General features: G+C 71.8%; 20 protein-coding genes. 10 read left to right on the plus strand and 10 right to left on the minus strand.

All coding sequences use genetic code 11. The annotated features are described in order from the left end of the window. From JAN01S_RS09115 to JAN01S_RS09150, 8 genes are read right to left on the minus strand one after another with little or no spacing between them, the layout of a single operon-like run. Window positions 1-4,626, minus strand: coding sequence for an ATP-dependent helicase (locus JAN01S_RS09115; protein ID WP_068316943.1), 4,626 nt, complete (start codon window positions 4,624-4,626; stop codon window positions 1-3). A 36-nt stretch (window positions 4,627-4,662) separates the two neighbouring features. Then, on the minus strand, window positions 4,663-5,154 hold the full coding sequence (locus JAN01S_RS09120) for a DUF2306 domain-containing protein (RefSeq protein ID WP_068316947.1): 492 nt from the start codon (window positions 5,152-5,154) through the stop codon (window positions 4,663-4,665). Beyond that, on the minus strand, window positions 5,151-5,567 hold the full coding sequence (locus JAN01S_RS09125; RefSeq protein ID WP_068316950.1) for a MarR family winged helix-turn-helix transcriptional regulator: 417 nt from the start codon (window positions 5,565-5,567) through the stop codon (window positions 5,151-5,153). Before JAN01S_RS09125 ends, JAN01S_RS09120 begins: the two co-directional genes overlap by 4 nt. 46 nt (window positions 5,568-5,613) lie before the next feature. Further along, on the minus strand, window positions 5,614-6,150 hold the full coding sequence (locus JAN01S_RS09130; protein ID WP_068316953.1) for a carboxymuconolactone decarboxylase family protein: 537 nt from the start codon (window positions 6,148-6,150) through the stop codon (window positions 5,614-5,616). Further along, a complete protein-coding gene (locus tag JAN01S_RS09135; RefSeq protein ID WP_068316955.1) occupies window positions 6,147-7,028 on the minus strand; it encodes an SDR family NAD(P)-dependent oxidoreductase in 882 nt (293 codons plus the stop codon). Before JAN01S_RS09135 ends, JAN01S_RS09130 begins: the two co-directional genes overlap by 4 nt. Window positions 7,029-7,067: 39 nt before the next feature. Beyond that, a complete protein-coding gene (locus JAN01S_RS09140; RefSeq protein WP_157075680.1) occupies window positions 7,068-9,305 on the minus strand; it encodes a hypothetical protein in 2,238 nt (745 codons plus the stop codon). Between the two features lie 57 nt (window positions 9,306-9,362). Further along, window positions 9,363-10,049 (minus strand): lysoplasmalogenase family protein, encoded by a 687-nt coding sequence (locus tag JAN01S_RS09145; RefSeq protein WP_068316960.1) that lies wholly within the window; start codon window positions 10,047-10,049, stop codon window positions 9,363-9,365. After that, on the minus strand, window positions 10,046-11,092 hold the full coding sequence (locus JAN01S_RS09150) for an agmatine deiminase family protein (RefSeq protein ID WP_068316962.1): 1,047 nt from the start codon (window positions 11,090-11,092) through the stop codon (window positions 10,046-10,048). Before JAN01S_RS09150 ends, JAN01S_RS09145 begins: the two co-directional genes overlap by 4 nt. A gap of 66 nt (window positions 11,093-11,158) precedes the next feature. Here JAN01S_RS09150 and JAN01S_RS17125 point away from each other — a divergent pair, with 66 nt between their 5' ends. The 6 genes from JAN01S_RS17125 (at window position 11,159) to JAN01S_RS09180 (ending at window position 15,884) form a co-directional block, all read left to right on the plus strand. After that, window positions 11,159-11,413: a DUF3046 domain-containing protein gene (locus JAN01S_RS17125; RefSeq protein WP_169797199.1), complete on the plus strand. Its 255-nt coding sequence runs from the start codon at window positions 11,159-11,161 to the stop codon at window positions 11,411-11,413. Further along, entirely contained in the window at window positions 11,410-12,333 is a 924-nt protein-coding gene (locus JAN01S_RS09160) for an ABC transporter ATP-binding protein (protein WP_068316967.1), read from the plus strand. Before JAN01S_RS17125 ends, JAN01S_RS09160 begins: the two co-directional genes overlap by 4 nt. Then, on the plus strand, window positions 12,333-13,148 hold the full coding sequence (locus JAN01S_RS09165) for an ABC transporter permease (protein ID WP_068316969.1): 816 nt from the start codon (window positions 12,333-12,335) through the stop codon (window positions 13,146-13,148). Before JAN01S_RS09160 ends, JAN01S_RS09165 begins: the two co-directional genes overlap by 1 nt. Further along, on the plus strand, window positions 13,145-13,954 hold the full coding sequence (locus tag JAN01S_RS09170) for an ABC transporter permease (RefSeq protein ID WP_068316971.1): 810 nt from the start codon (window positions 13,145-13,147) through the stop codon (window positions 13,952-13,954). The genes JAN01S_RS09165 and JAN01S_RS09170 overlap by 4 nt, the downstream gene beginning before the upstream one ends. A gap of 243 nt (window positions 13,955-14,197) precedes the next feature. Continuing rightward, window positions 14,198-15,274 carry a recombinase RecA gene (gene recA, locus JAN01S_RS09175; protein WP_068316974.1) on the plus strand — a complete coding sequence of 359 codons (1,077 nt, stop codon included), beginning with the start codon at window positions 14,198-14,200 and terminating at the stop codon, window positions 15,272-15,274. Window positions 15,275-15,278: 4 nt separating this feature from the next. Beyond that, on the plus strand, window positions 15,279-15,884 hold the full coding sequence (locus JAN01S_RS09180) for a regulatory protein RecX (protein ID WP_084360131.1): 606 nt from the start codon (window positions 15,279-15,281) through the stop codon (window positions 15,882-15,884). Here the strand turns inward: JAN01S_RS09180 and JAN01S_RS09185 are convergent, their stop codons facing one another. Beyond that, window positions 15,885-16,541, minus strand: a complete 657-nt coding sequence (locus tag JAN01S_RS09185) for an FMN-binding negative transcriptional regulator (protein ID WP_084360132.1) — start codon at window positions 16,539-16,541, stop codon at window positions 15,885-15,887. 125 nt (window positions 16,542-16,666) lie between these two features. Here JAN01S_RS09185 and JAN01S_RS09190 point away from each other — a divergent pair, with 125 nt between their 5' ends. The 4 genes from JAN01S_RS09190 to miaB are packed head-to-tail and all read left to right on the plus strand — an operon-like array spanning window position 16,667 to window position 21,553. Then, complete coding sequence (locus JAN01S_RS09190) at window positions 16,667-18,214, plus strand: circularly permuted type 2 ATP-grasp protein (RefSeq protein ID WP_084360135.1); 1,548 nt, start codon at window positions 16,667-16,669, stop codon at window positions 18,212-18,214. Further along, on the plus strand, window positions 18,214-19,134 hold the full coding sequence (locus tag JAN01S_RS09195; RefSeq protein WP_068316996.1) for an alpha-E domain-containing protein: 921 nt from the start codon (window positions 18,214-18,216) through the stop codon (window positions 19,132-19,134). The genes JAN01S_RS09190 and JAN01S_RS09195 overlap by 1 nt, the downstream gene beginning before the upstream one ends. After that, window positions 19,131-19,979 (plus strand): transglutaminase family protein, encoded by an 849-nt coding sequence (locus JAN01S_RS09200; RefSeq protein WP_068316978.1) that lies wholly within the window; start codon window positions 19,131-19,133, stop codon window positions 19,977-19,979. Before JAN01S_RS09195 ends, JAN01S_RS09200 begins: the two co-directional genes overlap by 4 nt. Before the next feature lie 35 nt (window positions 19,980-20,014). Further along, window positions 20,015-21,553 (plus strand): tRNA (N6-isopentenyl adenosine(37)-C2)-methylthiotransferase MiaB, encoded by a 1,539-nt coding sequence (miaB, locus tag JAN01S_RS09205; RefSeq protein ID WP_068316981.1) that lies wholly within the window; start codon window positions 20,015-20,017, stop codon window positions 21,551-21,553. Between the two features lie 71 nt (window positions 21,554-21,624). Here the strand turns inward: miaB and JAN01S_RS09210 are convergent. Further along, window positions 21,625-21,962: YsnF/AvaK domain-containing protein (locus JAN01S_RS09210; protein ID WP_157075681.1), on the minus strand; the 338-nt coding region annotated here is incomplete at its 5' end.

Here is a 21,962-nt window from a genome sequence, read left to right on the forward strand (position 1 = left end):
TCAGCGCCTCGCGCCCGGGCGCAGCCGCAGCCCGCGCGGGGTCATGGTGAAGCCGGCGGCCGTGAGGGCGTGCGCGAGCGGGTCCTGCGACCCCAGCACGGGCGCGCCGTCGGCCCGCTGGACCGTCAGGCGCCCGAGTGCCCCCCGGTGGACGGCCTCGGCCAGCCCCTGCGCTGCCAGCGTGAGTGCCTCGTCGTCACTCGGCCACGACAGCAGGGTGCGCCCGCCCCGCTCCACGTAGAGCACGAGGTGGCCGTCGACGGCCACGACCAGCGAGCCGGCCTTGCGTCCGGGCTGGTGGCCGGACTCGCGCTCCGGCCAGCGCAGCGCGGCTCCCCAGGGGTTGGCGGGGTCCGTGGCGGCGAGGACGACGGCCCCCTCGGGCGCGCGTGCGGAGCGCACCTCGTCGACCGCGCCCGGCACGGCGAACTGGGAGGCGCCCAGACCCTCGACGAAGTAGCCGCGCCGCACCTGCCCGGCCTCCTCGGCGGCACCGAGCACCCGGTGGACCGCGGCGAAGCCCCCCGGGACGTCCTCGGCGACGACCACGCCGCGGGTGACGACTCCGTGCCGGTCCAGCAGGCCCTCGGCGACGGCGTGCAGGCGGATCGTCGGGTCGGTCTCGGCCACGGGCAGCGCGGACCAGCGACCGGCCACCCGCACGGGACCGCTGCGCTGGGGCACGCTCGGCCGACCCAGACGTGGCCGTCCGCCGTAGCGTCCGCGGGCGGCTGGTCGTCGCTGGGGCTTGTGCGCGGTGCGGCCGCCCGCGAGCAGGCCGCGCACCGGGGCGAGGGTGTCACCCGTGACGAGCCCGCGGTGGGCGAGGGCCCAGAGGGCGTCGGCCAGCTGCTCGTCGTCGATCCGCTCCTCGTCGTCGACCCGGTCACGCGCGAGGGCATCGGACAGGTCGCGGAAGAAGTGCGCCCCGCCCCCGGACAGCGCGTCGTGGACACGTGCTTCGACCTCGCCGAGCCCGGAGGCATCGGGCAGGGGGAGCGTCGTGTCGGCTCCGTCGGCGAGGTGCAGGCTGATCCACGCGTCATCGCCCGGCAGGCTGCCGTGGCCGGCCCAGAGCACCTGACCGGTGGCCATGAGGTCGTCGAGCACCGGGGCGACGGCGTCGTCGATACGCGCCGGGAGGACGAGCGACTCGAGCGCGCTGGCGGGCACCGGCACCCCGCTCAGCTGCTCGACGGCACGCAGCACGCCGTCGCGACCGCGCATGCGGCGACCGACGCCCTGCCAGCCCGGGAGGAATCGGGCGTACTGCCGCGGCTCGACGGGCTCGACCTCGTGCCGTAGCGCGGCCAGGGACCTCCGACGCAGCGTGCGCAGTACCTCGGCGTCGCAGAACTCGCCGCCGCGACCACCGCACTCGACCGGCAGGAGGTCACCCTCGACGAGTCGCCCGGTCTGCACGAGTCGGCGCAGCGCGTCGGTCGCCACCGCGCGCCCGAGCCCGTAGTGGGTGGCCAGGTCGGCAGCGGCGAAGGGGACGTGCGTGCGGGCGTAGCGGGCGACGAGGTCGCCGAGCGGGTCGCTCGATGGTTGCAGCAAGGAGTCGGCGAGGCCCGGCGGGAGGCTGACCCCGAGGGCATCGCGCAGGCGCGCGGCGTCCTCGGTGCTCGCCCACCGCTCCTCACCGGCCACCCGCACCGGGATGACCTGTCGGCTCGCCTCGAGGTCGACGAGGGCAGCGCGGATCGCCGTGTCGTCGAGGCGGCTGCGGGCGTCCAGCGCGGCGACCGACAGCGGGCCGAGCACCCGCAGCAGGTCGAGCAGGTCCTCGCCGTCGCGGGCGGCCCGCTCGGGGACGAGGTGCTGCAGCTCGGCGGCGGTCCGCTCGACCGCCTCCGGGTCGAGCAGGTCGGCCAGGGCCAGTTGTTCGCCGCGACCGAGCAGGTCGGCGAGCAGGCTGGGGTCGAGCGTGAGGGCGGCGGCGCGTCGCTCGGCGAGCGGGGAGTCGCCCTCGTAGAGGAACTGGGCGACGTAGCCGAACATCAACGACGCGGCGAAGGGGGAGGGCCGCGGGCTCTCGACGTCGACGAGGGTGACCCGCCGGCCGGCGACCTGCCGCATGAGGTCGGTGAGGGCCGGCACGTCGAAGACGTCTTGGAGGCACTCGCGCACCGCCTCGAGCACGATCGGGAAGTCGGCGTGGCCGCTCGCCACCTCGAGCAGGGCCGCCGCGCGTTGCCGCTGCTGCCACAGCGGCTGCCGCCGGTCGGGTCGCCGTCGGGGCAGCAGCAGGGCACGAGCGGCGCACTCGCGGAAGCGGGCTGCGAAGAGCGCCGACCCCCCGATCTCGTCGGTGACCGCGCGCTCGACGTCGTCGGGGTCGATGGTGATGAGCTCGAGGATCTGGCTGCTGACGGCGCCCGCGTCGAGCGCGGCATCGAACTCGAGGTCAGGCAGCCGCAGGACGATGCCGTCGTCCCCGTGCATCGCCTGCACGTCGATGCCGAAGCGCTCGCGCATGCGCCCGGCGATCGCCAACGCCCACGGGGCGTGCACCTGCGCGCCGAAGGGGGAGTGCAGTGCCACCCGCCAGTCGCCGATCTCGTCGCGGAAGCGCTCGACGACGATGGTGCGGTCGTCGGGCAGGTGCCCGGTCGCGCTGCGTTGCTCGTCGAGGTAGGCGAGCAGGTTGTCGCGGGCCCACTCGTCGAGTCCTGCCTCCGCGAGCCTGGTGTGGGCGGCAGCGCGTCCCAGCCCACCGACCTCGCGCACGAAGCCGCCCACGGCCGCGCCGAGCTCGGCGGGCCGACCGAGCTGGTCGCCGTGCCAGAAGGGCAGACGACCCGGTTGTCCGGGCGCGGGTGTGACGAGCACCTGGTTGTGGGTGATGTCCTCGATCCGCCAGCTGCTCGTGCCGAGCGTGAAGACGTCGCCGACCCGCGACTCGTAGACCATCTCCTCGTCGAGCTCGCCGACGCGCCGACCCGGACCGTCTCCGCCGGCGAGGAAGACGCCGTAGAGCCCGCGGTCGGGGATGGTGCCGCCGCTCGTCACCGCGAGTCGCTGGGCCCCACGCCGACCGACGATCGTGCCCGCGACCCGGTCCCACGTGATGCGCGGCCGCAGCTCGGCGAAGTCCTCGGACGGATACCGACCGGCGAGCATGTCGAGCGTGGCGTGCAGGAGGGACGAGGGCAGTGCGGCGAAGGGGGCGGCCCGGCGCACGAGGGCCTCCACCTCCTCGACCTGCCAGTCGTCGAGGGCGCACATCGCGACGACCTGCTGGGCGAGCACGTCGAGGGGGTTGGCGGGGACGTGCAGCGCCTCGATCTCGCCGGCGCGCATTCGCTCGACGACGACGGCCGACTGGACGAGGTCACCGCGGAACTTCGGCAGGACGACCCCGGCGCTCACGGCCCCGACCTGGTGGCCGGCGCGCCCGACCCGCTGCAGACCGGAGGCGACCGAGGGCGGTGACTCGATCTGGACGACGAGGTCGATGGCGCCCATGTCGATGCCGAGCTCGAGGCTCGAGGTCGCCACGACGCACGGCAGGCGACCGGCCTTGAGGTCCTCCTCGATGAGGGCTCGCTGCTCCTTGCTCACCGAGCCGTGGTGCGCGCGGGCGAGCACCGGTGGGGCGCCGGACGATGCACCGGACTGGGCCATGACCTCGGCGGGGGAGCGGGTGGCGTCCGCGGGCGGGGTCGTCCACGGGTCGTCCGGCGGGGCCACCCGCTCGGCGTGGATCTCGTTGAGACGGCCGGTGAGTCGCTCGCCCAGGCGTCGGCTGTTGACGAAGACGAGGGTCGAGCGGTGCTGCTCGACGAGGTCGACGACCCGCTCCTCGACGTGCGGCCAGATCGACGCGCGCCGCTCCTCACCGGCCGCGGCACCGGAGAGGTCACCCGTCGGCTCGCCGAGCTCGGTGAGGTCGGCGACGGGGACGACGACGTCGAGCTGCCACTGCTTGGTCGAGGTGGGTTGCACGATCTCGACAGGACGCCCTCCGGCGAGGAAGCGCGCCACCTCGTCGACGGGACGCACCGTCGCGGAGAGGCCGATGCGCTGGGCCGGGCTCTCGAGGAGGGCGTCGAGGCGCTCGAGCGAGAGGGCGAGGTGGGCGCCACGCTTGGTCCCGGCGAGCGCGTGGATCTCGTCGATGATGACCGTCTCCACCCCCCGCAGCGCGTCGCGCACCCCTGAGGTGAGCATGAGGAAGAGTGACTCGGGCGTCGTGATGAGCACGTCGGTCGGCGTCCGGGCGAAGGCCCTCCGCTCGGTGGCCGGGGTGTCGCCGGAGCGGACCGAGACCGTGACCTCCGGGGCCGGGAGCCCCAGCCGGTCGGCTGCGTGGCCGATGCCGACGAGCGGCGCGCGCAGGTTGCGCTCGACGTCGACGGCCAGCGCCTTGAGCGGCGAGATGTACAGGACCCGGCTGCGTGCCTGCGAGTCCTGCGGACGCGGCGTCGAGGCGAGTCGGTCGAGGGCCCAGAGGAAGGCGGACAGGGTCTTGCCCGAGCCTGTCGGTGCGACGACGAGCGCGTGGCTGCCCGCGCTGATCGCGCTCCAGGCTCCGGCTTGGGCCGGTGTGGGCGCGGCGAAGCTGTCGCGGAACCACGTGGCGGTCGCGGGGGAGAAGCGCTCGAGGACGTCGTCGGTCATGTCGTGGGACAGCCTGCCACCGACCGCCGACAGCCGTCAGGGCACGCGTGTCGGGCTCCTCGGAGCGTCGATGTCTTCAGTGACGAGCGCCCCCAGTCGGATCAGCAGGAGCGTGGTTCCCGCGAGCACCAGCACGGCGACCACCGCGTCGACCGGTCTGGTCATGACGAAGGTGGGGATGGCCCGGTCCGGGACCGCGACGGCACCGATGAAGGCGCCGAGCAGCCCGAGCCAGCTGCCGCGCATGTTGGCCTTGTGGGCCGTGATGTCGCCGCGCCGGGCGTTGACAACGCCGAGCGTCACGGTGACGACGGTGACGGTCGAGAGGATGTGCAGGAGGGAGAACTCGCCGTGCCGGATCTCCCGGATCGCGTACGAGCTGAGCGCGACCCAGAGCATCAGGCCGGCCCACACCCGGCCGAGGAGGACGTGCTGCGGGTCCCCCTTCGTCGGTCGGAAGAGCTGGAACGCCCCGAGGGGGAGGGCGATGAGGGCGGCGACGAGGTGGGTGAGCAGGAGCGGGCTCATGGTGACTCCAGGAGGATCGCGGTGAGTCGGCGTACGTCCTCGGCGAGGGCGTCCGGATCCCGCCCGATGCCGCGGACCACGTCGTCGAAGTCGGCCCCGAGGCTCGCGCTCGACCGGGTGAGCAGGTCCCGGCCGTCCACGGTGAGCCGCAGGTCACGGCGGTTGCCCCCGCCGGGCGTGCGGATGATCTCGAGCCACCCGTCCTCGGCGAGGGCGGTGGCGGTGCGGCTGGCCGTGGGTTCGCTCAGGCCCAGCGCTTCTGCCAGCTCGCGCTGCGTCAGGCCCTCGTGGTCACCGATGACGACCAGGGCCAGGTACCGCGGATACGTCAGGCCGAAGGGGGCCAGCCGCACCTCCGCGGACCGGTCCAGCGCGCGGACCAGCAGGTGCAGCTCGTGGGCGAGAGAGGGCATGCCCCAAGACTTGCGCACGTAAGTTGCATACGCAAGGTGCGATCGGTCAACGGTGGGCGTCGGGCTCCAGCCGCAGGGCCATCAGGGTCGTGGCGAGCATGTCGTAGTGGCCGACGAGCAGGAGGAGCTCGATGGCCTCGCGCTCGGTGGTCACCGACCGCAACCGCTCCCACTGGGCGTCGTCGAGGTCCTTGCTCCGCACGAGCACCTGGGCGCTCTCGCGCAGCACCCGCTCCCGGTCGCTCAGCGAGTCGACCACCGTGTCGGCGAGGATGCCCTCGATCTCCGCCGTGGTGAGTCCGGCGCGCTTGCCGAGGAGCCGGTGGTGCTCGCGCTCGTACTCGCAGCCGCGCTCGGTGGCGACGGTGAGGATGACCATCTCCGACTCCCTTCGCTCCAACGAGCCGAAGGGCATGAGGCGCCCGGCGAAGTGCAGCCAGCCGGTGAACAGGCCCTTGGTCCGCCCGAGCGTCGTGAAGATCGCCGGGGGCTCGGTGCCCGTGACCCGCCCGGCCGCCCGTGAGAATCCCCAGCGGAGCGGGCCGAGCTCCTTGACCCCACCGGGTGCGATGCGCGCGGTCATGACGCGCCCAGGGTCTTGGCGGTGCCCGTCGGCTGCTCGGTCGTGTACTCGACCTGCTCGGTGCGGGCGATCTCCAGGGACTTCTCGAGGTGCGGCAGCGGCTTGAGCTCGATGACGCGCTGCGCGACGTGACGCAGGGGGACGACCGGCCGGGCCCATCCCGGGGCGGCGATCCGCCGGCTGCGCCGGGCGATGCCGCGCTCGAGGGCCCGCAGTCCGGTCTCGAGCGGGGCGACGCCGCTGACGGTCCCGCCGAGCTCGTCGGCCGCCGCGGTGTCGAAGCCGCGAGTGGTCATGTCGGTCTGGAGCTCGGCGTAGTAGGCGACGCCGACCTTGGCTCCGGCCGGCTTGACCTCCTGACGGAAGGTGTTGCCGATGGCCTCGACCGCGGCCTTGCTCGCCGAGTACGCCGACAGGAGCGGCAGGTGGACCGCGGCGGCGAGGGATGCGGTGGCCAGCGCGTACCCGCTCGGGTGGCTGATGTGCGGGCCGGCGGCGCGGAGGGTGTAGAAGACGCCAAGCGTGTTGACCCGCAGGTGCGCCTCCATGACATCGGGCTGACCGCCGATGATCGGCAGCTGCTTGGCGATGCCCGCGTTGGCGATGACGATGTCGAGACCTCCCAGCTCGGTGACGAGCTCGTCGACGGCCCGGTCGACGGCCTCCGGGTCCGCGACGTCGCACTCGCGCCACGGTGCGTCGTTGCGTGCGGCGACCTCGGCGAGCAGGTCGGGCTCGAGGCCCATGAGGGCCACGCGGGCCCCGTGGGCGGTGAGCAGGTCGGCGAGGCCGGCTCCGATGCCGCGTGCCGCGCCCGTGATGAGGACGCGACGGCCGCGGAGGGCCGGGGTGTACTTCGGGCGCGGAGAGAGGTTCATTACCGGACAGTAACAACGATGTGCCGGCCCCGCGACCTCTCAGCCCTCGTCGCCCGTGACCTGTGTCGTGGCGATCTCATCGATCCGCCAGATGCGGTCGCCGCTGTACTGCGAGGTCACGGCGTAGACGTCGTCTCCGACAGTGGTCACCCAGACGCTCGCGTCCTCCACCTCCACCGGTGCCCATTGCCAGGTCCTCCCGTCCTGCGAGAACCACACGACGGCGCCGAGGTGGTCCTCCGTGTCGAGGTACCCGTCCGCGACGAGGCCGCCGTCGACCTCGTGCGGAGTCCCTCGAGTGACCCCGCGAGGCAAGGGTTCGCGGGCGGTGAAGTCCTTGCCGTCCGAGGTCGTCCACTCGATGTCGTTGCCGTCGACGGAGCCCGAGACGACGGTGGTCCCATCGGTCGTCGCGCAGGATCCGAAGCTCGCGCCCTCACCGCTCAGTTCGGGTACCTCCATCGACCACGAACCCGAGGAGTCACGACGCCAGACGGTCGCCTCGCTCCTCGCGTTGGCGTCCGTCTGGCTCGACCCCAAGGCCAGTGCCGATCCGTCAGGCAGCTCGCAGACGTCCGAGACGGAAGAGCCTGCGCCGTTGTCCGCGGACCAGGTCCCGGGGGCCTCGCGCCAGCGCCGGCCATCGTCCGAGGAGTACACCCGCGCATGCCGGGTGGTGTCCGGCGAGCCGTCCTCGGCAACCTGGAGCGCCACGAGGAACTGTCCGTCGACCACGGTCACGTCCGACACCGACTCGTAGCCGTGGACACCGAACCCACTCACCGTGGACCAGCGGCCCTTGCGCAGGACTCGACCTGCGGCCCTGAAACCGTCCTCGGTCTCTCCCGTCCCCACAGCCACGGTCGTGCCGTCCTCGCGGGTGGCGGTGTGCACCCCGGACCACTCGCTCAGGGCCGCGGGTCGCCACGCCTGCTGCCGCAGCGACCCGTCCAGGACGTAGGGGGTGATGCGCGAGGTGTTGCGCCAGCCACCGTCGTCATCCAGGGTGAACTGTCCACGCGTGCCGGCGACGAGCGTCTGCGAGCCCACGCTCTCCATCGCCGTCACGCTCTGGGTCCGCTCTCCGCGGATGAGGGTCCGTGCCTGCTTGCCTCCGAACAGGTCGAGGGAGCCTTGGGCCCATCGCACTCCGGAGCCAGGGCTCCCGGGGAGTGGTGCGGTCGACGGCGAGACCTCCTCGATGCGGGGTTGGTTGTCCGTGACCTCGGCAGCACCAGAGCCGTCATGGACGAACCGGGTCGTCCACGTACAACTGCGGCAGGTCTGGTCGAAGGCTGCTTGACCGTCGATGAGGGTGGGGGCGGAGAGGTGGAAGTCTGCACCCACCGCGACGTCGTTGCCCCAGGAGATGGGCATCGTGCGCTGGCGCTTCCACGTCCGGCCGTCACGAGAGGTCCACACCATGCCACTCGTTCCCACGGGAGCCTGACGGTCCGCCCATCCCGTGGCGACGAGCGTCTTCCCGGTACTGACCAGTCCCGCGACTCCGTAGCTGCCCTTGGCTCCCGGCATCTTCGGTCCGCGCTCCCAGGTCTTGCCGCCATCGGTGGAGGTCAGCGCCCGGGTGACGGACTCGTCGCCGCGCGCGGCCTCGTTCACCAGCAGGACGAGCGCACCGCGGTGCTCGACGAGGTCGATGGGGGAGAGCTCCTGGCCCTTGGCCGTCGGGACCTCGTGGGTCGTCCACGCGTCACCGTCGCGTCGCATGAGCACGGTGCTGCCGTCGGGCTTCTCGGCGACGACCAGTGGTACGTCACCGTCGATCCCGACGTCGTCGAAGCCCCAGCCCTTGCCCGGGTAGGTGATCGGCACCTCGGTCCACGTCCTCAGGTCAGTGGAGACCCTGACGAAGGGGGTGCGCGAGTGGTCCTGCGCGACGTCACCGGCGACGACGGCGGTCCGTGCATTGGCGCTCCCGCCCCACCCGAGTGGCGCGGTCACGTCGAGCGCCACCTGCTTGCGTGTCCTCGGGTCCACGGCGTGCAACTGCGTCGGCTTGCCGTCGGACCCGGTGAGCTCGGCAAGGACCGTCGAGCGCTTCCCGGAGACCAGGGCCTGCCACCCGCCGATGACAGTGGACCGGGGCCGCAGTGCCTCGGTCCCCTTGACCTCCGTCATTTCCACGGTGGTCCGGGTTCCGTCCTGCGTCGAGCTGCCGGTGGAGTTCTTGTCGGGGGAGTCGTCGGTGCAGGCAGTGACGAGTCCCATTGTGAGCAGCGCGGCGAGCGCCGCGGTCATGCGTCGTGGTGTCCCCATGGCCACGAAGATACGTGGAAAGCGGTCACCTCGCCCGCCGGTCATCCACAGGCAGGCTCAGCCCTCGTCACGCAGCCCGTGGACGAGCAGCGCGAGGGCCGCGGTGTAGGTCGAGAGGATGACCCCTGACGAGATCGCCTGTGCCCGAGGGGTGCTCGCGTACTGCTGCCCGAGGATGATCGCCGCGTCCGAGACGAGGAAGAGCGCGCCGCCCAGGGCGACGGCCCGACCGTTGCGCGCTCGCTGGCCATCACCCATCGCCAGGGCCGACATCGAGCCGAGCAGCAGTCCGTACCCGGTGAGCACCGGGTCGGGGGCGCCGCCGTCGGCGTCGAGGACGGCCAGACCCGCGAGCGTGGTAGCGGCGACGGCCGACGGCACCGGCCGCGGGCGCGCCCCGTCGTGCAGGAGCAGCCCGATGAGTCCGACCTGCTGCACGCCGAACGCGCTCGCCCCCCGTCGCATCAGCGATCGTGCCGCGTCACCGTCGCTGCGGCTGGAGCGGTACATGTACCAGTCGCCGACGGTCGAGCCCACGAGTGCGGCGAGGAGGGTTCCGGTGCGCTTGGGGCAGCGCTGCGTGCGGGTGGCGAGCAGCGCGGCGGCGAGCGTCGGGGCCAGCGCCACCTTGCTCACCGCGTGAGTACGGTCTCGCCCGAGGACGTCGGCAGCGGTCGTCACCACCGCGAGCGGGACGTAGGCGAGCAGGTCGGCCCGGCCGCGGACGAAGGAGGCGAAGCTCATGCCGACTCCGGCTGCTGCTGGGTGATGCAGTGGATCCCGCCACCGCGGTCGAAGAGCGGGCGGGCGTCGACGCCGACGACCCGGCGACCGGGGTAGACCTCGCGCAGCACCTCCAGCGCGCGCTCGTCGTGGGGGTCGTCGAAGACGCAGGCGACCACGCCGCTGTTGCACACGAGGTGGTTGACGTAGGACCAGTCGACGGGGCCCTCGTCGTCGGTGAGCGTCCGGGGCGCGGGTATGCGCGTGACCTGCAGCTGCCGACCCGCGGCGTCGTGGGCGGCCAGGAGCACCTGCTCGATCTCGCGCGAGACCGCGTGGTCGGGGTGCGCCTCGTCCTCCTGCCAGTGCAGCAGCACGTGCCCCGGCGCGGTGAAGGTCGCGACGATGTCGACGTGCCCCCGGGTGCCGAACTCGTCATAGTCGCGGGTGAGGCCGCGCGGCAGCCAGACGAAGGTGTCGACGCCCAGCAGCCGTCCTACCTCGGCCTCGATGTCCCCCTTCGTCGCTCCGGGGTTGCGTCCCGGGTCGAGCTGCACGGTCTCGGTGAGCAGGACGGTGCCCTCGCCGTCGACGTGCAGTCCGCCCCCTTCGTTGACGATGGACGAAAGGAGGTGGTGCGCCCCGGCCGCGTCGGCCACGTGCGTCGCGACACGGGCGTCGAAACCCCATGTGGCCCAGTCCTGCCCGCCCCAGCCGTTGAAGATCCAGTCGACCGCGCCGAGCTCGCCGTCGGGGGCCAGCACGAAGCTCGGGCCGATGTCGCGCATCCAGGCGTCGTCGAGGTCGGCGATGACGATGTCGATCGGGTGGGGGGTGTCGTTGCCGATGTACTCGCGGCACAGGTGGAGGTCGTTCGGCGGCACGACGAGCGTCACGGGCTCGAAGCCGGCGATCGCCCGCGCCACCGCGGCCCACGTGCGGCGCGCGGTCTCGACCTCGGCGGGGGTGTCGCCCAGGGTGTACCCGGAGGTCGGCCATGCCATCCACGTGCGCTCGTGGTCGGTCCACTCGGCGGGCATGCGCCACCGGGTCGTCTGCACCATCGGGCGCCCTCCTTGGTCGTCGTGGCTGCAGTATGCCCGTCGGGGGCGACACCTACACTGCAGGGCGTGCGGCTGAGTCACTTCTGGACCCTCATGGAGGACGAGTTCGGGCAGGCCTATGCCCACACGCTCGCGCGCGGGCACGTCGTGCAGGCCCTCGGCGACCGCACGGTCACCGCCGCGCTGGACGAAGGGGAGTCCCCGCGCCTGGTGTGGGAGGCCCTGTGCGAGGACCTCGACGTCCCGCCGCACCGCCGGCTCGGCCTCGACCGGCCGCCGATGGAGGTCCCGCCGGAGATCGCGAACGAGGTGCCCGAGTGAGCATCCTGCTGCGCGCCCGAGGCCTGACCAAGACCTTCGGCGACTTCACCGCCGTCGACGGCATCGACGTCGAGGTCCGGCAGGGGGAGTCCTTCGGCTTCCTCGGGCCCAACGGTGCCGGCAAGTCCTCGACGATGAAGATGGTGGCCGCCACCTCACCCCCGAGCGGCGGCGAGCTGAGCATCTTCGGGCTCGACCCGGTGACCGACGGCGCCGCCGTGCGCGCCCGCCTGGGCAACTGCCCGCAGCAGGACAACCTCGACGAGGAGATCACCGTCGAGGAAAATCTCCACGTCTACGGGCGCTACTTCGGGCTGCCGAGGTCGGTCATCCGGGAGCGCACCGACGAGCTGCTCGACTTCGCGCAGCTGAGCGAGCGGCGCAAGGACAAGGTCGAGCCGCTCTCGGGCGGCATGAAGCGGCGCCTGACCATCGCCCGCTCCCTCATCAACAACCCTGAGATCCTCCTGCTCGACGAGCCGACGACCGGGCTGGACCCGCAGGCGCGGCACGTGCTGTGGGACCGCCTCTTCCGCCTCAAGCGCCAGGGCGTCACGCTCATCATCACCACGCACTACATGGACGAGGCCGAGCAGCTGTGCGACCGGCTCGTCGTCATGGACCACGGCCGGATCGTCGCCGAGGGCTCACCGCGCTCGCTCATCGAGACCCACTCCAGCCGTGAGGTGCTCGAGCTGCGCCTCGAGGTCGACGACCACCTCGCCGCCGGCGACCTCGTGGCCGGCATCGGGGAGCGCGTCGAGGCGCTGCCCGACCGGCTGCTCCTCTACACCGACCACGGCGACGGTGCCCTGGAGGCGGTCCACGCCCGTGGCCTGCGGCCGATCAGCGCCATCGTGCGTCGCTCGACGCTCGAGGACGTCTTCCTCCACCTCACCGGACGGACGCTGGTCGACTGATGACGACCGTCTCCCGCCACGTCCACGGCGAGCGAACCCCCCTTCGTCCCTCCGAGCGGGTGCGTGCCGTCGCTGGCTACTTCTTCGTCGTCTACCAGCGCACGTGGCAGGGCTCCCTCTTCAGTCGCTTCGTCTCGCCGCTGCTCTTCCTCCTCGCGATGGGGTTGGGTCTGGGATCGCTCGTCGACGGGGCCTCCGGTGGTGTCGACGGCGTGCCGTACCTGCTCTTCGTCGCGCCCGGGATGGTCGCGGTGCAGGCGATGATGACCGCCGTCAGCGAGTCGACGTACCCGGTCTACGGCCTGTTCACGTGGAACCGCATGTACCACTCGATGCTCGCGACGCCGCTCACCGTGAGCGACCTGCTGCTGGGGCACCTGGCGGTCGTCGCGGCGCAGGGTGGGATCGCGGCCGCGGCCTTCGTGCTCGTGGCGGCGCTCTTCGGCAGCTTCACGTCGTGGTGGGTCCTGCTGGCCGTGCCCGTCGGGGTCCTCGTGACGCTCGCCTTCGCGGTACCGCTCTTCGGCTTCACGGCCCGGGCGAAGGGGGATTCCTCCTTCAACATCGTCTACCGCCTCGTCATCACGCCGCTCATGCTCTTCTCCGGGGTCTTCTTCCCCGTGGACCGGCTGCCGGTGCTCCTCGAGGTCCTCGCCTGGGTCACCCCGCTGTGGCACGGCGTCGAGCTGGCCCGGGCGTGCGCGCACGGTGGGTTCGCTCCCTTCGACCTCGTGCACCTGGTCGTGCTGCTCGTCTTCGTCGCCGTCGGCTGGGTCTACGCCCGCACCGGCATGACCCGCAGGCTCGTCACGTGAGCGTGCGCACCCGGGTCGCGCCGGTCGCCGTCCTCACGCCCGGTCTGGCGATGTGGCGCTCGGTCGTCGAGCGCAATGTCGTGAGCTTCCGTCGGCAGTGGTCGGCCTTCGTCACGGGCTTCGCCGAGCCGGTCTTCTACCTCTTCTCGCTCGGCATCGGCGTCGGCTCGCTCGTGCCCTTCGTCGTGACCGACGGCGGGAGCGAGGTCTCCTACGCCGCCTTCGTCGCGCCGGCGATGCTCGCCAGCTCGGCGATGAACGGCGCGATCATGGACTCGACGTTCAACGTCTTCTTCAAGCTCAAGTACGCGCGCATCTACGACGCGATGCTCGCGACGCCGCTCGGGCCGCGCGACATCGCGGTCGGCGAGGTCGCCTGGTCGCTCATCCGGGGCGGGATCTACGCGCTCGTCTTCTACCTCGTGGCCCTGGCCGTCGGGGTCGTCGAGTCGTGGTGGTCGCTGCTCGCGGTGCCGGCGGCGGTCTTCATCGGGCTCGCGTTCTCGGCGGTCGGCATGTTCGCGACGACCTTCATGCGCTCGTGGGTCGACTTCGACTGGGTCATGCTCGTCATCCAGCCGCTCTTCCTCCTCTCGGCCACGTTCTTCCCGCTCGGCACCTACCCGGGCTGGGCGCAGCCGATCGTCATGGCGACCCCGCTCTACCACGGTGTCGCGCTGGAGCGGGGGCTCATGCTCGGCGAGGTCGGGTGGGGCGTGCTGTGGCACGTCGCATATCTCGTCGTGCTCGGCGTCGTCGGCATCTGGGCCACCTCGCGGCGGATCGAGACCCTGCTGCGCTCCTGAGGCGAAGGGGGGAGAGGCACGTCGTCCGGCGTGTCGGCGCGTCGCTCCTTGGCTCGAACACGTGTTCGGGTAGCGTCGTCCACAGGTGCTCCACCGACGGCACCGGTGTCCACAGCCCCACGGCAGCTGCGGACCGTTGTCGGTGGCGGCTCCTAGCGTCTGACCAGACAAGCACGAGACGTCCGACTGTGTGGACCTGGTCGCCGGTGGACGCGCCCGACACGATGACAAGGAAGGTGTGGCATGGCTGAGGTCACCGCCATCGACAGCAAGCTCCACGAGCAAAAGCTCAAGTCCCTCGACAACGTCATGGGCCAGATCGAGAAGCAGCACGGCAAGGGCGCGGTGATGCGCCTGGGCGACGACGTGCGCCCGCCCATCGCGGTCATCCCGACGGGTGCGATCGCGCTCGACGTGGCCCTCGGCATCGGCGGCCTGCCCCGCGGCCGGGTCGTCGAGGTCTACGGCCCGGAGTCCTCCGGTAAGACGACCGTGGCCCTGCACGCCGTGGCCAACGCCCAGCGCGCCGGCGGCATCGCCGCCTTCATCGACGCCGAGCACGCGCTCGACCCCGAGTACGCCAAGAAGCTCGGTGTCGACACCGACGCCCTCCTCGTCAGCCAGCCCGACACCGGTGAGCAGGCGCTCGAGATCGCCGACATGCTCATCCGCTCGGGTGCGCTCGACATCATCGTCATCGACTCCGTCGCGGCGCTCGTGCCGCGCGCCGAGATCGAGGGCGAGATGGGTGACAGCCACGTGGGTCTGCAGGCCCGGCTGATGAGCCAGGCGCTGCGCAAGATCACCGGTGCGCTCAACAGCTCCGGTACGACGGCGATCTTCATCAACCAGCTCCGCGAAAAGATCGGCGTCATGTTCGGCTCGCCCGAGACGACCACGGGTGGCAAGGCGCTGAAGTTCTACGCCTCGGTCCGCCTCGACGTGCGCCGCATCGAGACGCTCAAGGACGGCACCGACCCGGTCGGCAACCGCACCCGCGTCAAGGTCGTGAAGAACAAGGTCTCCCCGCCGTTCAAGCAGGCCGAGTTCGACATCCTCTACGGGCAGGGCATCTCCCGGGAGGGCGGCCTGATCGACATGGGCGTCGAGCACGGGTTCATCCGCAAGGCCGGCGCCTGGTACACCTACGAGGGCGACCAGCTGGGCCAGGGCAAGGAAAACGCGCGCAAGTTCCTCAAGGACAACCCGCAGCTCGGCGAGGAGATCGAGGTCAAGATCAAGACCAAGCTCGGCATCGGTGTCCAGCCCGAGCCCGAGGCGGAGGCCGACGCCCCGGCCGAGGTCCCGGTCGACTTCTGAGTCGATGAGCGAGCACGACACCGGGACCGCCGCACGCACGCTCGAAGGGCTGCGCGCGGCGGTCTCCGCCATCGAGGAGGAGGGCCCGCCACCGCCGGACCCCCGCAGCAGCGAGGGTGACGCCGACGCCGACCCCCATGCCGTGGCGCGCGCGGTCGTCCTGCGCCTGCTCACCGGCTCCCCCAAGTCGCGCGCCGAGCTGGACAAGGCGTTGCGCCGCAAGGGCTGTCCCGACGACGTGGCGGCCGAGGTGCTCGACCGCTTCGAGCAGGTCGGGCTGGTCGACGACGAGGCGTACGCCCAGGCCTTCGTCCGGTCCAAGCAGGCCGGGAGGGGCCTGGCGCGACGGGCCCTGACCCATGAGCTGCGGGCGAAGGGGGTCGACGACGAGGTCGCCGCGGCGGTCCTCGACGAGGTCGACCCGGAGGACGAGCGGGCCCGCGCCCACGAGCTCGTCGCGAAGAAGTTGCGCTCCATGCACGGCCTGGACCGGGCAGTGCAGACCCGTCGGCTCGCCGGCATGCTCGCCCGCAAGGGCTATGACGGCGAGGTGTCCCGCCGCGTGATCAACGAGGCGCTCGACACCTTGCCGGAGCACCAGCGCGACTGATCACCCGCGCTGCGGCGGCTGGCTCATCCACTCGACGAGCAGGTCCCGGTTGCTCCCGGCACCGGGTCCGGGCCCATCGGCCGCGACGCCGTCGCGCGCTCCGAGCCGGTCGGCGTCGCTCTTGTGCGCCGAGACCTTGAACTTCGCCGTCATCCGCTCCACGGGGATGCGCACCCCGACGATCTGGCGCAGCTGCTCCTCGGTGTACTCCCGCGGCGCCATCCCGACCCGCCACGGCTCCTCCCGCCCGGCCTCCATGTGGTTGGTCAGGCGGGCGACCGCGGCCCGGACCCAGCGCGGGTCGTCGTGTACCTCGAGCGGGCCCCATGCGTGCACCACGACGTAGTTCCACGTCGGCACGGTGCGATGGTGCTGTGCCTTGCTCGGGTACCACGTGGGGGAGATGTAGTGGTCGGCCACGCGAAAGACGGCGAGGCTGCTCCCTTCGTGTCGTCCCGACGTCCAGAGCGGGTTGGCCCGTGCGACGTGCCCGATGAGCTCGATCCCGTGCTCGGTGCGCTCGGCGAGGAGCGGGAGCAGGTCGACGTCGGGCGTGGTGCCGTCATGGGTGACGAGGGAGGCGAGGGGGTGCGCGGCGATAACCTCGAGCACGAGGTCCTCGTCGTCCACGGCATCGTGGTCGGGCAAGTACGGCATGACGCGTGTCTAGCAGCCGAGGCGCGGATGTGCACCGTCGGGAGGCACTCGTGCGTAGTGTGGGCGCCGTGACCGACAACGACTCTCTCTTCGGGACCTACGCACCCGGCGCGGCATGGGACGAGATGGTGGGTGAGGGCGGCGAGCCCCGTCAGCCGTACAAGCCGGTCCACCACACCCTGCGCTCCATGGAGCCTCGGGAGCTGAAGGACCGCGCCGACGCCCTCGCCCGCATGTTCTTCGACCAGGGCGTGACCTTCGACCATGCGGGCGAGGAGCGGCCCTTCCCGCTCGACGCCGTCCCACGGGTCATCGAGGCCGACGCCTGGCAGGCCGTCGAGCGCGGTGTCGCGCAGCGGGTCAAGGTCCTCGAGGCCTTCCTCGACGACATCTACAGCCGCGCGAGCGGGCTGCCGCGTGCGGTCGAGGACGGCATCGTCCCGTGGAAGCTGATCTCCACGTCGAGCCACTACCACCGGGCCGTCACCGGCCTGCGGCCGCCCAACGGCGTACGGGCCCACGTCAGCGGCATCGACCTCATCCGCGACGAGGAGGGCGCCTTCCGCGTCCTCGAGGACAACGTGCGCGTCCCCTCGGGTGTCTCGTACGTCATCGCCAACCGCCGCGCGATGACCAATGCCTTCCCCGAGGCCTTCGCCACCATGCGCATCCGCCCGGTCCACGACTACCCGCGCATGCTGCTGCAGGCACTGCGCGCATCCGCGCCCGAAGGGAGGGCCGACCCCACCGTCGTCGTCCTCACCCCGGGCGTCTACAACAGCGCCTACTTCGAGCACACGCTCCTCGCGCGGATGATGGGCGTCGAGCTCGTCGAGGGGCGCGACCTCGTGGTGCGCGGCGGTGAGGTGCGCATGCGCACCACCCACGGCGAGGAGCGGGTCGATGTCATCTACCGGCGCATCGACGACGACTTCCTCGACCCCGTCCACTTCCGCCGGGACTCCATGCTCGGTGTCACCGGCCTGATCTCCGCGGTCCGTGCCGGCCGGGTCACGCTCGCCAACGCGATCGGCAACGGCGTCGCCGACGACAAGCTCGTCTACTCGTACGTGCCGGACCTGACGCGCTACTACCTCGACGAGGACCCGATCCTGCCCAACGTCGACACCTACCGCCTCAACGAGCCGGACGCCCTGCAGGAGGTCCTCGGGCGCCTCGACGAGATGGTGACCAAGCCGGTCGACGGCTCCGGTGGCAAGGGCCTGGTCATCGGCCCCGCCGCGTCCGGCCCCGAGCTCGACGAGCTGCGGGCGAAGCTGCAGGAGGACCCCCGCGGGTGGATCTCCCAGCCGGTCGTCCAGCTCTCGACCGTGCCGACCCTCATCGACGGCAGACTGCGTCCCCGGCACGTCGACCTGCGGCCCTTCGCGGTCAACGACGGCAACGACGTGCAGGTGCTCCCGGGCGGGCTCACCAGGGTCGCGCTGCCCGAGGGGCAGCTCGTCGTCAACTCCAGCCAGGGCGGCGGGTCCAAGGACACCTGGGTCCTCGCCGGGCGGTACAACCGGCTGCCGCACGCCGAGGACGAGCGCGAGGTCATCTTCCTCGGCACGGGCACCGGCTCCCACGAGCGGGAGGCGACCCCGGCGCAGAGTCAGTCGCAGAGCCAAGGCCAAGGCGCCCCCCACGACCCGAGCGAGGAGGAGCTGTGATGCTCAGCCGGATCGCCGACTCCCTCTTCTGGATCGGTCGCTACATCGAGCGCGCCGACGGAACCGCCCGGATCGTCGACGTCCTGCGCCTGCAGCTGCTCGAGGACCCTGCGGCCGACGAGCAGACCGCGTGCACGATGGTGCTGCGCGGAATCATGGGCTACGACGACATCGGTGAGGTCGACTACGCGGGGACCAGTCGCCGACTCGTCTTCGACGCCGGCAACCCCAACGCGGTCTCGGGCTCCTGGCACGCCGCCCGCGAAAACGCGCGCCGCGCCCGCGAGACGGTCTCCACCGAGATGTGGGAGGCGATCAACACGACCTACCACCGGTGGAACTCCTTCACCCCCGGTCGCGCCACCCAGCACCACCTCGGGTGGGTGCGTGAGCGCGCGGCCCTGCTCGACGGGTTGACCGACACGACGATGAGCCACGACGACGCGTGGGACTTCCTGGTCCTGGGCCGGGCCCTGGAGCGCGCCGACATGACCGCGCGCCTCGTGGCCACCGGCGCGAGCGACCTCGGGCCCGGCTGGGGTTCGGTCCTGGCCAGCTGCGGCGCCCAGCAGGCGATGCTGCGCACGATGCGCGGGGTCGTGACCGACCGCACGGCGGCGGCCTTCCTCACCCTCGACCGACGCTTCCCGCGCTCGGTCATCGCGGCGCTCAAGGAGGCGGAGGACCGGTTGATCAACCTCTCGCCGGACAAGGACCGCGTCGGGTTCTCCGACGAGGCCCGCCGCATCCTCGGGCAGACCCGCACCGCGCTGGAGTTCAGCAACCCCGACCGGGTGCTGCACGACCTGCCGGAGCGGATGCAGGAGGTCCAGGAGGCCGTCATGGCGGCCTCGGACGCGATCGGTGCGCGGTACTTCATGTCAGCGCCCGTGCAGGAGTGGAGCGGAGAGATCGTATGAGCAGTCGACGTCACCGCATCGTCCACCGCACGACGATGCGCTACGCAGGAGAGGTCACCGCCGCGCACAACGAGCTGCGGATGATCCCGGTGAGCGAGCCGGGCCAGGCCACGCTCGAGGCCCGGGTACGGGTGCGCCCGCTCACGTGGAGCCACGTCTACGAGGACCACTGGGGCACCCAGGTCATGGCGTTGGAGTCACAGGCACCCCACGAGGTGCTCGAGATCGAGGCGACGAGCACCGTCGAGCGCTCGGAGCTGCCGGTCGAGGCCGAGGCCACCGGGTGGGACGCGGTGCGCGAGGACGAGACCGTCGACCGGCTGAGCGAGTACCTCGCGCAGACCGGGCGCACCGAGCCGCCTGCCGAGGTCCTGGCCATCGCCGAGTCGCTCGCCGACGAGCCGACCCCGCGAGCCGCGGCGCTGGCCCTCGTGCAGCGACTGCACGAGGAGCTCACCTACGAGCGCGGCATCACCGGGTGGCAGGCGACCGCCGCCGACGTGTGGGAGCGCCGCGGGGGCGTGTGCCAGGACTTCGCCCACCTGACGTTGGGGGCCCTGCGCGCCATCGGCGTCCCGGCCCGCTATGTCAGCGGCTACCTCACCGCCGAGGACACCGTCGTCGAGCGCGGGGCCACGGTGGCCGCCCGCAACCACGCGTGGATCGAGCTGTGGGACGGCGGCTGGCACCCGCTGGACCCGACGAACCTCAGCCCGGTCGGCCTCGACCACGTCGTCATCGGGCGCGGTCGTGACTACGACGACGTCTCTCCCTTCCGTGGGATGTTCGTCGGTCCCGAGGTCAGCGAGCTCGACATCGAGATCACGTACACGCGCATCGGGTGAGGCGCCCCCTTCGTCCGACGTACCCTTGACGGGTCATGACTGCAACGCCCAAGACCTACGACGTGCGCACCCACGGGTGCCAGATGAACGTCCACGACTCCGAGCGACTCGCCGGGCTCCTCGAGACCGCCGGCTACGTCGACATCGCCAGCCTGCCCGCGCCCGACCGCGGTGAGGTGGCCGACGTCGTCGTCTTCAACACCTGCGCGGTGCGGGAGAACGCCGACAACAAGCTCTACGGCAACCTCGGCCAGCTGCGCCCGCTCAAGCAGCGCAACCCCGACCTGCAGATCGCCGTGGGCGGCTGCATGGCGCAGAAGGACCGCGCGACGATCGTCGAGCGTGCTCCCTGGGTCGACGTCGTCTTCGGCACGCACAACATCGGGTCCCTGCCCGCGCTGCTCGACCGCGCCCGGCACAACGCCGAGGCCCAGGTCGAGATCCTCGAGTCGCTCGAGACCTTCCCCTCGACCCTGCCGACGCGCCGCGACTCCGCCTACTCGGGCTGGACCTCGATCTCCGTCGGCTGCAACAACACCTGCACCTTTTGCATCGTCCCGGCCCTGCGCGGCAAGGAAAAGGACCGCCGCCCGGGCGAGATCCTCGCCGAGGTCGAGGCGCTCGTCGCCCAGGGCGTCATCGAGGTGACCCTGCTGGGGCAGAACGTCAACAGCTACGGCGTGGAGTTCGGCGACCGTCTCGCCTTCGGCAAGTTGCTGCGCGCCTGTGGTGACATCGAGGGGCTGGAGCGGGTGCGGTTCACCAGCCCGCACCCCGCAGCCTTCACCGACGACGTCATCGAGGCGATGGCGCAGACGCACAACGTCATGCCGAGCCTGCACATGCCGCTGCAGTCCGGGTCTGACCGCGTGCTCAAGGCGATGCGTCGCAGCTATCGCTCCGAGCGCTTCCTCGGGATCATCGAGCGCGTCCGCCGTCAGATCCCCGACGCGGCGATCACGACCGACATCATCGTCGGCTTCCCGGGGGAGACCGAGGAGGACTTCGCGCAGACGCTGCGCGTCGTGCGCGAGTCGCGCTTCAGCTCCGCCTTCACCTTCCAGTACTCCATCCGTCCGGGCACGCCGGCGGCGACGATGGCCGACCAGGTGCCCAAGGAGGTCGTCCAGGAGCGCTACGAGCGGCTCGTCGCCCTGCAGGAGGAGATCTCCTGGGCCGGCAACCGCGAGCAGGAGGGGCGCGAGCTCGAGGTCCTCGTGGCGACGGGGGAGGGGCGCAAGGACCGCGAGACGGCTCGCCTGAGCGGTCGCGCGCCGGACAACCGCCTCGTCCACTTCGCGCTGCCGGCCGACCTGCCCGAGGCCGACCGCCCGCGTCCCGGCGACATGGTCACCGTCGGGGTGACCTACGGCGCCCCGCACCACCTCGTCGCCGACTCAGCGCTCTCCGGTGGCACCTTCGCCGTGCGCCGGACGAAGGGCGGCGATGCCTGGGCGGCGTTGCAGGACAAGGGGGTCGACGGGGCGGTCGCCAAGCCGGGCGTCTCGCTGGGCATGCCGCGCATCGGCGTGCCCGAGCCGGTCGCCGCCGACGGGCCCGCCTGCGGGGCCTGATCCGCACCACCCGGACATGACGAAGGGGGTCAGGCACCGTTCGGTGCCGGACCCCCTTCGTCGTGTCGGGCTCAGGCGCGGCGGTCGTCGGGGACGTCGTCGACGCCCTCGGTCTCGATCTGCTCCTTGCGCACGGTGTCACCGACCTGCTCCTCGCTGGTGACGGTGTCCTTCTCCAGCCGGACGCGCTCGACGGGGACGGTCTCCTTCTCCACCACGGGTCGCTCCTCGTGGAGGGTGACCTCGCGCTCCTCCTCGGAGATGCTCGGGCCGTCCAGCGCATCGCCACGGTTGGCGTCCGTGATCGGCTCACGCTCGACCCGGACCTCCTCACGGCTCACCGGGACGGTGGTCTGCTGCTCCTCGGTCACGACGTACTTGCGCAGGCGGGCGCGGCCGGTCTCCCGCC

Source organism: Janibacter anophelis NBRC 107843, assembly GCF_001570945.1.
In the GTDB taxonomy this organism is placed as follows: domain Bacteria; phylum Actinomycetota; class Actinomycetes; order Actinomycetales; family Dermatophilaceae; genus Janibacter; species Janibacter anophelis.